This is a genomic window from Proteiniphilum sp. UBA5463 (assembly GCF_002427225.1).
GTDB lineage: Bacteria > Bacteroidota > Bacteroidia > Bacteroidales > Dysgonomonadaceae > Proteiniphilum > Proteiniphilum propionicum.
On sequence record NZ_DIQL01000049.1, the window covers coordinates 32,913 to 46,747 of the forward strand.

At 41.9% G+C, this 13,835-nt stretch carries 10 protein-coding genes, 1 tRNA gene and 1 CRISPR repeat array; of the genes, 4 read left to right on the forward strand and 7 right to left on the reverse strand.

Annotation, left to right across the window (positions count from 1 at the left end):
* Together B3B27_RS08000 and aroB are read left to right on the forward strand one after the other, a co-directional pair.
* Nucleotides 1-612, forward strand: a 612-nt coding sequence (locus B3B27_RS08000) for a serine hydrolase domain-containing protein (RefSeq protein ID WP_286847247.1), incomplete at its 5' end; no start/stop codon positions are given.
* Nucleotides 613-626: 14 nt separating this feature from the next.
* Nucleotides 627-1,682, forward strand: a complete 1,056-nt coding sequence (gene aroB / locus B3B27_RS08005) for a 3-dehydroquinate synthase (protein ID WP_238869293.1) — start codon at nt 627-629, stop codon at nt 1,680-1,682.
* Between the two features lie 255 nt (nt 1,683-1,937).
* Here aroB and B3B27_RS08010 read toward each other — a convergent pair whose 3' ends face one another.
* From B3B27_RS08010 to B3B27_RS08020, 3 genes are all read right to left on the reverse strand, one after another.
* Nucleotides 1,938-3,017 (reverse strand): glycosyltransferase family protein, encoded by a 1,080-nt coding sequence (locus B3B27_RS08010; protein WP_238869292.1) that lies wholly within the window; start codon nt 3,015-3,017, stop codon nt 1,938-1,940.
* A 100-nt stretch (nt 3,018-3,117) separates the two neighbouring features.
* Nucleotides 3,118-4,458, reverse strand: coding sequence for a dihydroorotase (locus B3B27_RS08015; RefSeq protein WP_238869290.1), 1,341 nt, complete (start codon nt 4,456-4,458; stop codon nt 3,118-3,120).
* Between the two features lie 5 nt (nt 4,459-4,463).
* Entirely contained in the window at nt 4,464-5,216 is a 753-nt protein-coding gene (locus tag B3B27_RS08020) for a polyprenol monophosphomannose synthase (RefSeq protein ID WP_238869287.1), read from the reverse strand.
* A gap of 123 nt (nt 5,217-5,339) precedes the next feature.
* Between B3B27_RS08020 and B3B27_RS08025 the strand changes: the two genes are divergently transcribed.
* Nucleotides 5,340-5,412 (forward strand) — tRNA-Met (locus B3B27_RS08025).
* Nucleotides 5,413-5,509: 97 nt separating this feature from the next.
* Here the strand turns inward: B3B27_RS08025 and B3B27_RS08030 are convergent.
* From B3B27_RS08030 to B3B27_RS08045, 4 genes are all read right to left on the reverse strand, one after another.
* The gene (locus B3B27_RS08030) at nt 5,510-7,807 is read right to left on the reverse strand and encodes a GH92 family glycosyl hydrolase (protein ID WP_238869285.1); all 2,298 of its coding nucleotides are present in this window, start codon (nt 7,805-7,807) and stop codon (nt 5,510-5,512) included.
* 10 nt (nt 7,808-7,817) lie between these two features.
* Entirely contained in the window at nt 7,818-9,266 is a 1,449-nt protein-coding gene (locus B3B27_RS08035) for a glycoside hydrolase family 125 protein (protein WP_238869284.1), read from the reverse strand.
* Between the two features lie 255 nt (nt 9,267-9,521).
* The gene (locus B3B27_RS08040; protein WP_238869282.1) at nt 9,522-9,995 is read right to left on the reverse strand and encodes an Lrp/AsnC family transcriptional regulator; all 474 of its coding nucleotides are present in this window, start codon (nt 9,993-9,995) and stop codon (nt 9,522-9,524) included.
* Between the two features lie 131 nt (nt 9,996-10,126).
* Nucleotides 10,127-11,368, reverse strand: coding sequence for a DUF1015 domain-containing protein (locus B3B27_RS08045; protein WP_238869279.1), 1,242 nt, complete (start codon nt 11,366-11,368; stop codon nt 10,127-10,129).
* Between the two features lie 184 nt (nt 11,369-11,552).
* Here B3B27_RS08045 and B3B27_RS08050 point away from each other — a divergent pair, with 184 nt between their 5' ends.
* Nucleotides 11,553-12,068, forward strand: coding sequence for a DMP19 family protein (locus tag B3B27_RS08050; protein ID WP_286832485.1), 516 nt, complete (start codon nt 11,553-11,555; stop codon nt 12,066-12,068).
* A gap of 69 nt (nt 12,069-12,137) precedes the next feature.
* A CRISPR array of direct repeats spans nt 12,138-13,780; the repeat unit is 37 nt; unit sequence GTTTCAATCCTTATTTTACTGGAAGTAATTCTGGAAG.
* Nucleotides 13,781-13,835: the final 55 nt, after the last annotated feature.

Here is a 13,835-nt window from a genome sequence, read left to right on the forward strand (position 1 = left end):
ATTTCCGGAACAGACCTCGACACATACGTAAAGCAAAACTTTTTTAATAAGCTGGGGGCAACTACTACTACGTTTCTACCTCTTAGATATATGTCAGTTGATAAGATTACCCCTACAGAGAACGACCCTTTTTTCCGCAAGCAGCTACTTCGCGGATATGTACATGATGAAGGTGCGGCACTCTTTGGCGGTATATCGGGTAATGCCGGGCTTTTTTCCAATGCCAATGATCTTGCCAAACTCTACCAGATGTGGCTCAATGGTGGTGAATATGGAGGGGAACGTTTTCTCAGTAGAGAGACCGTGAAGCTTTTTACCACCGGCAGGAGCAGTATCAGCCGCCGCGGGCTTGGATTCGACAAACCTGATCCGCAAAATAACAATTCAAGTCCCACCAGCCCCGGAACGCCCATTGAGGTTTACGGACATACCGGATTCACAGGTACCGGCTTTTGGATAGACCCGGTAAACAACATTATCTATATTTTCCTGTCTAACAGGGTATATCCTTCCCGCACTCCCAACCGGTTTTCATCCCTTAAAATCAGGGAACGTATCCAGGAGGAACTATACGATGCAATTAATACGGATAAACGACAAAAAGAGAACTGATTATTTTTTTAGCGATGCAACAGATAATAAAAAGCAGTAATTTAATTAGTGACGTAGAGAATACAATCGATAATATCCGTCACGATAAACTGTTCATAATCACCGATGAACATACCCACATCCATTGTTTACCCCTGCTGGCCAAGGTCGCTCAGATACGCGATGCTACAGAGATCGTAATTCCTGCAAACGATACAAACAAAACAATCACAAGCCTCGAAAAGGTATGGAAGGTTCTCACAGAGAATGGTGCCACACGCCACTCCTTGCTGATAAACCTGGGGGGAGGAATGGTCACCGACCTGGGAGGCTTTGCAGCTGCCACTTTCAAACGCGGAATCAGATATATCAATATCCCTACCACCCTGCTTGGCTCAGTAGATGCTTCAGTAGGAGGAAAGACCGGGGTCAATTTCGAAGGATATAAAAATGAGATTGGCTCATTCTATCCCTCGGAGTATGTTATCATCTCTTCCGATTTTTTACATACGCTTGATCGCACGGCCATTTTATCGGGATATGCAGAGATGATAAAGCATGCACTTATACACCCGGGCTCAGAATGGGAAAAAATTCTTTCCTTTTCGCTTGACGAGATAGACTACCTCCGGCTTAACGAACTTGCTTTCCGTTCCGTGGAAATTAAAAGGGGGATTGTAGATAAGGATCCTTATGAAAGAAATATCAGGAAAGCCTTGAACCTGGGCCATACTATAGCCCATTCGTTCGAGAGCTTTGCCATGGCAGACGGGAAGCCTGTTCAGCACGGCTATGCAGTTGCCTGGGGTATGATAGTTGAGCTTTATCTATCTCACAGAATATGCTGTTTTCCCAAAGATAAACTGCTAAGGACAGTCCGCTTTATCCATAGATATTACGGAGCATTCAACATTACCTGCGATCATTACGAGATGTTGTATGAAATTACAAAGCACGACAAAAAAAACGAAGGTGACAAAATTAATTTCACACTATTGTCTGAAATAGGGAAAGTGCAGATAGACATGACAGCCGATAAAAATCTAATTTTCGAGGCTTTTGATTTCTACAGGGATTCTGTGGGGCTGTAGTATAAATCAATCAACATCCCCTTAAGATATGTTTTCATATCAGAACAAGCTACACAGGCTGCCATCGTCATTCTCAGCGTTAATTCTTATAACTCGCAAAGAGAGTATTGCTAACATTCCGAGTTTGGTTTGGTACCCTCCTCGCTGCGAATGCTAATAACTCGCAAAGAGAGTAATGCTGGCATTCCGAGACGTTTTTACTTTGTGTGGTGTAATACTGGTGCTGCAGGTGTCTAGAATCCGCCGCAAGGTCATTTACCCGCAAATCTCTTTTATGAACCGCTCTTCAGCCTGGTGCACCCAATCCCTGAACTTTTCATCTGGATTATATTGCGGAATAAATTTAATAAGCCTGTCCAGGTCAAATTTTTTCCCCGATATGCCGGCTCCCGAGATAGCTGCATCGTAGGCATTGAATTCCTGCTCCACATGAACAGGGATCATAAGGATAGGTTTTCTGTAATAGAGCGCCTCACAAACAGATTCAAATCCCGATGTGGTAGCGTAAGCCATACTTCCTGCCATGCTGTGCAGGAAACGCTCGTCATTAAGCTTATATAGAATGAAATTGTCATCAATTTTAGTCACCTCTTCCGCATCTTTCTTATCCCAGAAAAAGCGTAACGGTATCTCCGGATTCTTTGCATGCCAGTTTGAGACCTCCTCAAAATAACCTGCATTCAGCATATACCCATGTATATAATCACTCTTAGCAGGCTCAATGTCAAATACTTCAGGTCGGAGTAACGGAGGAACAGTGACAATTCTCCTCCCTTCCGCGCCAGGCATATCCCTGAAAGAGAGAGCTAATATTCTGAATGCCCTGTTAGAAGTTATCCTCGACAACATCCGCAGAAAATAATATTTAACATCCTGATCGGCGCTGGTTTTATAGTTGGGATTCATCAATACATACTGGTGAGCAATACATATCATCTTCACGCCCATCTTCTTATCAAACTTATATATCCCATAAGCCATTCCGGTAATCATCTCATAGAAGTTGACCACTATGTCGGGTTTGTGTTCCTCAATCTGATGCTTGATAAACAGAAGGCTATCCTTGAAAATAAATGGACGAGAGAAATTATCCGCCATACTTAACAGTATATTGGGGCGCTTCTGCTTGTAAAAGGATGTAAAACTGGGACTGCTGAACTCGGCGACAGGAGCTTCTATTTTGTTCATGAAAAAGGATGGGATCTGCCTGGAATCACTCTTCCCTACCAGCACAGCAACAACCTCATGCCCATGCTTACGAAGGATAGCAGCAAGCGATAAAGCCTGTGTGAAGTGTCCCCTACCCTCCCCCTGTACGGTAAACAAAAATCTCACTAATAAAAAGTTTAATTGAATTTTGCCACAAAAGTATAAAAATAATACATCAACACGTTACAAACGTGGTTAACGAAAGTAAACATGCAGCTTTCTATCCTTACCTGTTAAACTCCAAAGCTTTTCCGTACACCTTTTCTGAAAAGGCTCCATTATCGAATGCAAGGTGCCCGTTTACAAACGTCTTTTTCACAGAACAGTTGAATGTCTCACCTTCAAACGGAGACCATCCACATTTATACAAAATGTTCTTCGGTGTTACAGTATATGGTACTTCAGGATCAATAAGCACAATATCGGCATAATATCCTTCCCTGATATACCCCCTCTCTTTAACACTGAAAAGTTGAGCCGGCGCATGACACATCTTTTCCACTACAAACTCAGTTGACCATAAACCTTTATTTGCCAGCTGCATCATTAACTGAAGAGAATGCTGCACAAGCGGACCGCCCGATGCTGCCTGAAGGCAACCGCCCTCTTTTTCACTTAACAGATGTGGGGCATGATCGGTGGCAGCAACATCAATCTTACCTGTAATCAACGCCTGTTGAAGCGCATCTCTGTCGCCACTGCTCTTTATTGCCGGATTCCATTTTATACGAGTCCCCAATCGTTCATAATCTTCATCCGTAAACCAGAGATGGTGTACACACACTTCAGCGGTAATTTTTTTCTCATTCAGCGGAGCATTACTGAAAAGGCTCATTTCTCGGGCGGTAGAAAGGTGCAGTACATGCAAACGGGAACCATATTTATCGGCCAGCTCCACAGCCAGGGCCGATGAGCGGTAACACGCCTCTGCGCTTCTGATCAAAGGATGGTATTTAATTGGAATATTCTCACCGAATTTCTTTTGAAAATATTCCTTGTTCTCCCTCACAACCTCCTCTTTCTCGCAATGCGTAGCGATAAGCATTTCTGTTTCGGCAAAAATCTCATGCAGTGCTCTATCACTGTCCACAAGCATGTTACCTGTTGAAGCCCCCATAAAAACCTTCACACCGCAAACTATCTTCTTATCGGCTTTTTTCAACTCCCTTGTATTGTTATTTGTTGCCCCCAGATAAAAAGAGTAGTTAGCAGCCGATTTTCCTTCAGCCATCTCCAGCTTTTCACTTATTGCATTATTAGAAATTGTCTGAGGTATAGTGTTAGGCATATCCATGTATGATGTAACACCACCAGCCACAGCCGCTCTGCTTTCCGTGAAAATATCCCCTTTATGTGTCAATCCCGGATCACGAAAATGCACCTGGTCGTCAATAACTCCCGGTATCAGGTATAATCCGCGGGCGTCAATAACCTGCCGGCATGCATTCAATACAGGTTCCGGGACCTCCTCCTTATATATGCGTGATATTCTTTCGCCCTCCAGAAGGAGCGATCCGATAAATGACTCACCTTCGTTGATTATAGTAGCTTTGTGAATAAGTATCATACAGTTTAAGCAATAAGTTTGGAACGGGATTTAATTTTTCCTGTTATTTTACGCCATCTAAGGTCGATTACTCCGAAAAAGGCTTCCCCGAAAATGCTTGAACTCATTTTTGAGGTACCCAGGCGTCTGTTAACGAATATCACTGAAACCTCTTTCACTTTAAATCCGAGTACATAAGCTGTATACTTCATCTCAATCTGAAAAGCGTATCCCTTGAACTTAATCATATCAAGATTTATAGCCTCCAGTACTTTTCTCCTGTAACAAACAAATCCGGCAGTGGTGTCTTTTATTTTAAGGCCGGTTATAAAGCCTACATATTTTGATGCGAAATAAGACATTAGAACGCGGCCCATTGGCCAATTCACCACATTTACACCTGTTGAATATCGCGATCCTATAGATACATCATACCCCTCCTCGCTGCAGGCAGCATATAATCTGGGAAGGTCATCGGGATTATGAGAAAAATCTGCATCCATCTCAAAAATATAGTCATACGAACGCGCCAATGCCCATTTAAAACCGTGAATATAAGCTGTACCCAATCCCATCTTTCCCTTTCTTTCTTCTATAAAAAGCCTGTCTCCAAACTCATTTTTTTTAAGCCTGTGAACAATTGAAGCTGTGCCGTCGGGTGAGCCATCATCTATAACCAAAATGTGAAAATCCTTCTCTAAAGCAAAAACAGATCGGATAATATTCTCGATATTTTCTTTCTCGTTATAGGTCGGTATAATTACAATACTGTCTGACATAAAATAAAGGTATATTTTATCCCAAAAGTACGGTTTTTAGTCAACATATAAAAAAGATTCTGTAATATTTTGTTTTTCGAATAAAAACCTGTATCTTTGCAACCCAATTAAGGAATAAAACATCGCGGAGTGGAGCAGTTGGTAGCTCGTTGGGCTCATAACCCAAAGGTCGTAAGTTCGAGTCTTACCTCCGCAACTATCGAAGAGGGTGAACATCATAATATGATTTCACCCTCTTTCTCTTTAAATTTTGACCCTGTTTGAATCTTTAGTCCTGCTTGAATTTATAAACTCTATCTTGTTTCGTTTGTGAACGAGTATGGAAAATCAGACTTGTTTATCCCTCTTGATTTGTTCGGGGACTCAGACATTGTAATATCTATCTTTGCTCCCTTCATCAGGTCCTCATGCATAAAATAATTCTTAGAATAGGTTTTTCCGTTCAGCTTTAAACCTGATATATATCTGGTCAGGTGCGTATTACCAGGCACACTGATCTCTACTTTGTTCCCGTTTTCAAGATGAACCGTCATACGTTTAAACAGGGGCGATCCAATCACATATTCGCCGCTGCCCGGGCAAACTGGATAAAAGCCGAGTGCCGAGAACACGTACCATGCTGAAGTCTGTCCATTATCTTCATCACCACAATAACCATCGGGATTGGGTGTGTACAGTTTATCCATCACCTCGCGAACCCGGTACTGCGCTTTCCAGGGCTCTCCGGCATAGTTATAGAGATAAATCATATGCTGTATAGGCTGATTACCGTGAGCATACTGCCCCATATTCATTATCTGCATCTCACGTATTTCGTGAATAACCCCTCCATAATAACTATCATCGAAAACCGGAGGCATAACAAACACCGAATCCAGCATCTTCACAAACTCTTTGTTTCCACCCATAAGGTCGATCAGTCCCTGCGGATCGTGGAATACCGACCAGGTATAATGCCAGCTGTTGCCCTCGGTGAACGCATCTCCCCATTTTGTAGGGCTGAAGGGAGACTGAAATGACCCGTCTTTATTTCGTCCTCGCATCAGCTTATGCTCCGGCGAATATAGGTTCCGGTAGTTCTGACTCCGTTTTGCGAATAGATCTATCTCTTCCTGAGGGCGCTTCAACTCCTTCGCCAGCTTATAAATTGTCCAGTCGGCATATGCATACTCCAGCGTTCTTGCTGCATTTTCATTAATGCCTGCGTCATAAGGCACATATCCCAATGAGTTGTAATACTCATGTCCAAGCCGCCCTGTGGAAGAGACCTCCGGGTGCACATTTTCGGTGCCATGCAACATACCCTCGTAAAGCAAATCTATATCATACCCTCTCAACCCCTTAAGATAAGCATCTGCAACCACTGAGGCCGAATTATTACCTACCATGATACTCCTGTGGCCCGGACTTGCCCACTCGGGCAGAAAGCCACTCTCTTTATATGTGTTCACCAGCCCCTCCTGTATCTCCTTGTTCACCGACGGGTATATCAGGTTTAGCAACGGGAACAGAGCCCTGAAAGTATCCCAGAAACCTGTATCGGTAAACATATAACCTGGAAGGACCTTCCCATTGTACGGGCTATAGTGTACAACCTTTCCCCCTGCATCAATCTCATAAAACTTTCTGGGGAATAATGTTGAGCGGTAGAGTGTAGAGTAAAACGTACGTTTTTTGTCAAGGTCACCACCCTCAACTTCAATTCTACCCAAAACTTTGTTCCAGGCTTCCCTTCCCTCCTGCTTCACCGTCTCAAACTCCTTGTCTTCAACCTCTTTCAGATTTTGCCATGCCTGTTCGAAACCAATAAATGATGATGCTACTCGTGCAAGCACCTGCTCGCCCCTTATTGTAGAGAAACCAACAAACGCGCCTGTATGGTCAGCTTCAACCTTAGCAACATCCTGAATAATCTCTCCATCCTGAAATAAATACTTACTTTGAAACGGTTTATCGAAAACGATCACGAAATAGTTCCTGAAATTTTCTGGTACACCACCGCTGTTTCGGGTTGTATATCCAACAATTGCTTTTCTTTCGGGCAGTATCTCTACAGCAGATCCTCTGTCGAAAGCATCAATCAGAACAAATGCACTATCTGTTTCGGGGAATGTGAACCTGAAGATGGCAGCTCGTTCAGTAGGTGCAATCTCAGCAGTCACATCATAGTCTGCAAGATATGCACTATAGTAATAGGGCTTTGCAACTTCGGCCTTATGCGAATACCAACTGGCTCTCTTTCTCTGATCAAACTCCATCTTCTCCACCATCGGAAAAATTGAAAACTGGCCGTAATCATTCATCCATGGGCTTGGCTGATGTGTCTGTTTAAATCCGTTAAGCTTATTATCGGTGTAAGCATATTGCCATCCGTCCCCGATTCCACGTGTCTGTGGTGTCCAGAAATTCATTCCCCATGGCACAGCAACAGCCGGGTATGTATTACCGTTTGAAAGTGCAAACTCCGACATTGTCCCCATCAAAATATTCACATAATCTACAGGCTCGGCAAACGATTGAACCTGCGACTTTCCTTGACATGCAACCGACAATATAAATATTATTGCCGCAGCAAAATAACGTCCTTTCATGTTTCGGGTTTTATATGCTGTTTATTAAATTAATTTTCCCTTTTGCCTCTAAATCTACAAGCAGCTCTCCAAACAGAGTATTTACCCATGCGAACCAACTCCTTGTAAATTTGGCCGGGTCTTCCTTATGAAATGACTCATGCATGAACCCTGTGTCTCCATCCGTATTTCGAAGCATACGAATACAATGTTTAATCTCATCATCGCTTCTACTTGTCTGTGCACGCATAATAATACTCATAGGCCAGATCATATCGTATCCTATATGTGGCCCTCCAATACCCTCTCCGGCAGGCCCCCGGAAGAAATATGGGTTATCAGTGCTCAACACCAGCTTTCTTGTGTTTTGATATACCGGATCGTGCAAATCTGCACTATCAAGATAAGGCAAAGCCAGCAGACTGGGCACATTGGCGTCATCCATAAAATAGGCGTTTCCGAAGCCATCGACCTCAAAAGCATAAACCTTTCCGTATTTGGGGTGCTCTACTATTGCATACTTCTCTATTGCCTCTTCCACCTCATTTGCCAGTGCCTTGCTTTCTGAAGCTAACGCGGCATCGTTAACAACACTTTCGGAGATTTCGGAAATCTGGCGCAACGAGGTTACGGCAAACAGATTAGATGGAACAAGAAATTGGAATGTTGTTGCATCGTCAGACGGCCTGAACGAAGATACAATAAGCCCCACCGGGTTGACCGGATTACCCAGTCCCCCATTATTTAATGTATCAAGCTGTCGGTCGGTCTTCCTAAGAAACTTATAAGGTCCGTGCCCCTCTTTCCGCTGTTGCTCTTTGAATGTTTTTATCAACAGCCTCATAGCTTTTTTCCAATCCTCATCAAACACCAAAATATCACCAGTAACCTTCCAGTAATTATATGCAAGCCTTACGGGGTAGCAGAGTGAATCTATCTCCCATTTGCGTTCATGCAGCATGGGTTTCATATCTGTTCCGTCTGTCAACCACTCTCCTTTTGGGTTAGGTTCGGCATAAAATGCATTTGCATAGGGATCTATAAGAATACATTGAGTCTGTCTATTTATCACGCCAGCTATCATCTGCTTCAACTTTTCATCGGCTTTTGTTAGCGGTAGATAAGGCCATACCTGTGCGGACGAATCCCTTAGCCACATAGCATCAATATCTCCTGTTATGACAAATGTGTCGGGTTTACCATTTTTCATGCTATGGTTCACTGTCGTGTCAAGTGTATTTGGGAAACAGTTCTCGAACATCCATGCCAGTTTGGGATCTTTTATTTTAGCTTTCACCCTTGCTATGGTTTGCTCCACAGCCAGTGATGTGAATCTGCGCTCACCTGCTGCCGGTCGTTTTGAAACAAAATTACTATTTTGCATTTTCCTGCTCACCGATGAGGCGGCCCATGAGGGGTTTACAGCAATCGCAGTTAACCCAACGGCTGTTTTTTTAATAAAATTTCTGCGTGTTGTCATACAAATAAATTTAAAATGTTTGTACAGCCACAGACTGTGTGGCCACTCCTCAGGGAAGGTGCAATCATGCTCTTTACTGGTTACATCAGCTGCCAGTTTCCAGTGTTTTCCTTCAATGAGGGCTGTATATGGAGAACCGTTAAAATACCGGCACCATACATCAGGTTGCAGGACTATCTTTCAGTGACAGTCCCTAGTTGCCTTCTCATAATTAATGGAAGCATCATGTTCTGCTATGAGAATAGTATCACAATCTTAATCGTCTGATGAAAAATCGATTGGAATTTTTTTACGGAAAGCATCTTTGAAACTGATAAGTGTCTCCGTCCTCGACAGCCCAAGAGGTTGCAATTGAGTATGAATAATCCGCAACAGGTCTTTATTGTTCTTTGCAAATACCTTGATTAGCAGGTCGTACTGTCCTGTTGTATAATAGCACTCCACCACTTCCGGAATCTTTTCCAGCTCTTTTACCACATAATCGAAGGTGGAAGGAGAAGTGAGAAAGATGCCTACGAAAGCACAAGTTTCATAGCCTATGCTCTCTGCGTCCACAACAAACTCCGATCCTTTAAGAACCCCGACACTGAAGAGTTTCTGAACCCGTTGATGGATTGCTGCTCCCGATACTCCGCATTCACGAGCAACTTCCAGGAATGGGATGCGAGCATTATCTACTATTAGTCTAAGGATTTTCTCATCTAATTCGTCTAATTCATGATGTGCCATTGATCTAGTTTTATGTTACAGCAAATAATTAACAGGAGATGTTTTATACAAAATTAGTATAAAAGATTGTCTTTACAATTAGAAAATATTAATACTATGCACAGCGGTTTTCTTCATTGCTTCAGTAATATTCACTCCAGCTCATGTATTACGAGTCCCGAACGCAACTTGGGCTCAAACCATGTAGTCTTTGGCGGCATTATATTATCCGAGTCAGCTATGCTCATCAGTTGTTTCATAGAAACAGGATACAAAGCTATTGCAACAGCCATTTCGCCGCTGTCGACACGTTTTTTCAGTTCTTCCAAGCCACGTATACCTCCCACAAAATCGATACGTTTATCACTGCGGAGATCTTTAATTCCCAGAATCTCATCCAGAATAAGGTTCGACGTGATGGTAACATCCAGTTGGCCAATAGGGTCATTGTCGTTACACCTTCCTGGTTTTGCCGTAACACTAAAAGAGCGCCCATCAAGATAGACCGAGAAATTATGCAGATTCTTCGGTTTATGTATTTCCGTACCTGTTGGTTCCACCACAAAATCCTTCTCTAACTTGCTAATGAACTCATCTGCAGTTAGTCCGTTCAGATCTTTTACCACACGATTATAATCGATGATAGTCAGCTGGTTATCTGGAAAACAAACCGCCATAAAGTAGTTATACTCCTCATCTCCCCGGTGATGGAGGTTGTTTCTTGCTTTTTCGGCACCCACCAGAGCTGCTGCCGCAGAGCGGTGATGCCCGTCGGCAATATACATTGCGGGAATATCGGCAAAAAGATCTGTAATACGCTGAATATCTTCATCATCAGGGACCAGCCAGAAATGGTGTCCCACGCCATCAACCGAAACAAAGTCATACTCGGGTTCCCCGGCTGTTATCTTATCAACAATTGCGTTCAAGCCGTTATTGTCGGGATAAGCGAAGAAAACAGGCTCTATATTTGCATTGGTCACACGCACGTGCTTCATACGGTCCTCTTCCTTGTCGCGTCGTGTAAGTTCATGTTTTTTTATTTTCCCTGACATATAATCCTCAACATATGCACCCACTACCAATCCGTACTGTGTTTTGCCGTTCATCGTTTGTGCATACACGTAATACATCTCACTCTCGTCCTGCACAAGCCATCCATTGTCCCTGAACTTCCTGAAATTTTCGGCAGCCTTTTCATATACATCGGCATCATGTTCATCTTTTCCCTTCGGGAAATCAATTTCGGGTTTAATAATGTGGTACAACGATTTATCGTTCCCTTCGGCCTCTTTTCGGGCCTCTTCTGAATTTAAAACGTCATATGGGCGCGAAGCCACCTCTTTCACTAAAGCTCTTGGCGGGCGAACGCCTTTAAAAGGTTTTATTTTCATTTTAAGATAACTATTTTGCAGATTATTTTGCGCAAATGTAATGATTTTATCCTGAATAACGGTACAACACAAAGTGGTTTTAAGAAAAATCAACTACTTTTGCATCAGAAACTATCATACAAATCAATCACACCCGGGTCCCGGGCAACAACGGTACTCACACACCAAAATCATACAAGACATTATGATACAAATTCACGAAAACAAAATCATCGAAGCAGCCGGAAAAGGGATGGACGAATTTCTGAAACTTTTCACCGACACCTATCTCCAAGAGCTTGGAGGTGAAATCAACGCCGGAAATATGGAGAAGCTGAACGGATACCAGCACACATTAATGGCACTCCGCTTTATTTCGGAAGAGGTTAACGAGGGTGGATTTGTGCAGCTTATTCAAAACGGTTACGGAGGTTATATTTTCAACAATCCTGTAGCAAAGGCGTTGAAGCAGATGGGAGCTAAAGGATTATCGAAAATACTCTACAAGGCCAAAGAGATTTACGACTTGCATCAGGAAGAGCTGGAGCGTGAAACAACCGAAGAAGAGTTTATGGCCATGTACGTAGATTTTGAGCAGTTCGACGAACTGGAAGAGAAATTTTTCTTTATCGAAGAGGAAGAGACCGCCATCATTGCCCACTATGTTGATGAGCATCTGGAAGACTTTGTGGAAATTGTAAAACAAAACTATGTTGTGTAAAAGTAATAAAAAATGGATTTATTCTTTGACACAGTTTAGTTAACAGTCTCTCTTTTTCGTGCCTTTATAGTTTCAATCCTTATTTTACTGGAAGTAATTCTGGAAGTTCACTCACTCTAACGTATTTCATAATTCTATTTTTGTTTCAATCCTTATTTTACTGGAAGTAATTCTGGAAGTATGGCAGGATTCGATACCTGCACGATTGGATTCTTGTTTCAATCCTTATTTTACTGGAAGTAATTCTGGAAGCATTGGTACCGAAGAAATTTCAGTCAACTACGGAAAGTTTCAATCCTTATTTTACTGGAAGTAATTCTGGAAGTATGATACATCGTTTCTGGTGTTATCCCTTTTTCTTTGTTTCAATCCTTATTTTACTGGAAGTAATTCTGGAAGTTTCCTGTTGAAGTTTTTGAAAACGAAGAACTGGTGTTTCAATCCTTATTTTACTGGAAGTAATTCTGGAAGTTAGCACAATATAAGTATCACGGTAATACACGATTAAGTTTCAATCCTTATTTTACTGGAAGTAATTCTGGAAGAGGCAGAAAACAAGCTCGTCTAATATCGTTACACGATGTTTCAATCCTTATTTTACTGGAAGTAATTCTGGAAGTAATTCCTGCAAAACAAAACGAAGTTAAAAATGAAAGTTTCAATCCTTATTTTACTGGAAGTAATTCTGGAAGATTTGTGTTCATTTTGTTCAAGTTTTTAATAGTTAAGTTTCAATCCTTATTTTACTGGAAGTAATTCTGGAAGTATCTACCGTAAGAGATAGCCATAATACTTGTAACAGTTTCAATCCTTATTTTACTGGAAGTAATTCTGGAAGAGATGCAAGGTTTTTACCTGCATTCTCTTTTCCTGAGTTTCAATCCTTATTTTACTGGAAGTAATTCTGGAAGTTAGAAATGGTGTTTACAACGAGAAGGAAGTAAATAGTTTCAATCCTTATTTTACTGGAAGTAATTCTGGAAGAATACTCTGCCATTAGTTCTTTATCATCTTCTTTGAGTTTCAATCCTTATTTTACTGGAAGTAATTCTGGAAGTCCTCCATTGCCTTTCCAAGCTTTTTATACTCCTTTGTTTCAATCCTTATTTTACTGGAAGTAATTCTGGAAGTTGAGCCGCAGTGGCTCTGAGCGTTGCGCCAACTTGGTTTCAATCCTTATTTTACTGGAAGTAATTCTGGAAGTTCCGGCTTCTGTGCCTCCGTTCGGCGTAACAGTAGTTTCAATCCTTATTTTACTGGAAGTAATTCTGGAAGAAAAATACACACGGCGACAGGCAACCGTGTATAAAGTTTCAATCCTTATTTTACTGGAAGTAATTCTGGAAGAACTCCATTCTGCACCTACCAGGCTATGGAGTTATGTTTCAATCCTTATTTTACTGGAAGTAATTCTGGAAGATATCCATGACAGTGCCTTCAAATACTAGTATGACTAGTTTCAATCCTTATTTTACTGGAAGTAATTCTGGAAGAGGTTCGGCATTGATGCAAAAGTCCTTCCAAATTGAGGTTTCAATCCTTATTTTACTGGAAGTAATTCTGGAAGACTGATGCCGCGGGGGCAATTCAATCTCCTGCTTTGTTTCAATCCTTATTTTACTGGAAGTAATTCTGGAAGAAATTTTTAAGGTAGTGGATGACGGCAAATTTCTGAGTTTCAATCCTTATTTTACTGGAAGTAATTCTGGAAGCTTTATTTTATTTAATTGCTGCTCGGTGAACATCTGTTTCAATCCTTATTTTACT

Bases quoted from the DNA above. Each gene is read 5' to 3' on its own strand.
- B3B27_RS08030 (WP_238869285.1), bottom strand. From the start codon at position 7,807: ATGAAAGGACGTTATTTTGCTGCGGCAATAATATTTATATTGTCGGTT.
- B3B27_RS08050 (WP_286832485.1), top strand. From the start codon at position 11,553: ATGATACAAATTCACGAAAACAAAATCATCGAAGCAGCCGGAAAAGGG.
- B3B27_RS08045 (WP_238869279.1), bottom strand. From the start codon at position 11,368: ATGAAAATAAAACCTTTTAAAGGCGTTCGCCCGCCAAGAGCTTTAGTG.
- B3B27_RS08035 (WP_238869284.1), bottom strand. From the start codon at position 9,266: ATGACAACACGCAGAAATTTTATTAAAAAAACAGCCGTTGGGTTAACT.
- B3B27_RS08040 (WP_238869282.1), bottom strand. From the start codon at position 9,995: ATGGCACATCATGAATTAGACGAATTAGATGAGAAAATCCTTAGACTA.
- aroB (WP_238869293.1), top strand. From the start codon at position 627: ATGCAACAGATAATAAAAAGCAGTAATTTAATTAGTGACGTAGAGAAT.
- B3B27_RS08020 (WP_238869287.1), bottom strand. From the start codon at position 5,216: ATGTCAGACAGTATTGTAATTATACCGACCTATAACGAGAAAGAAAAT.
- B3B27_RS08015 (WP_238869290.1), bottom strand. From the start codon at position 4,458: ATGATACTTATTCACAAAGCTACTATAATCAACGAAGGTGAGTCATTT.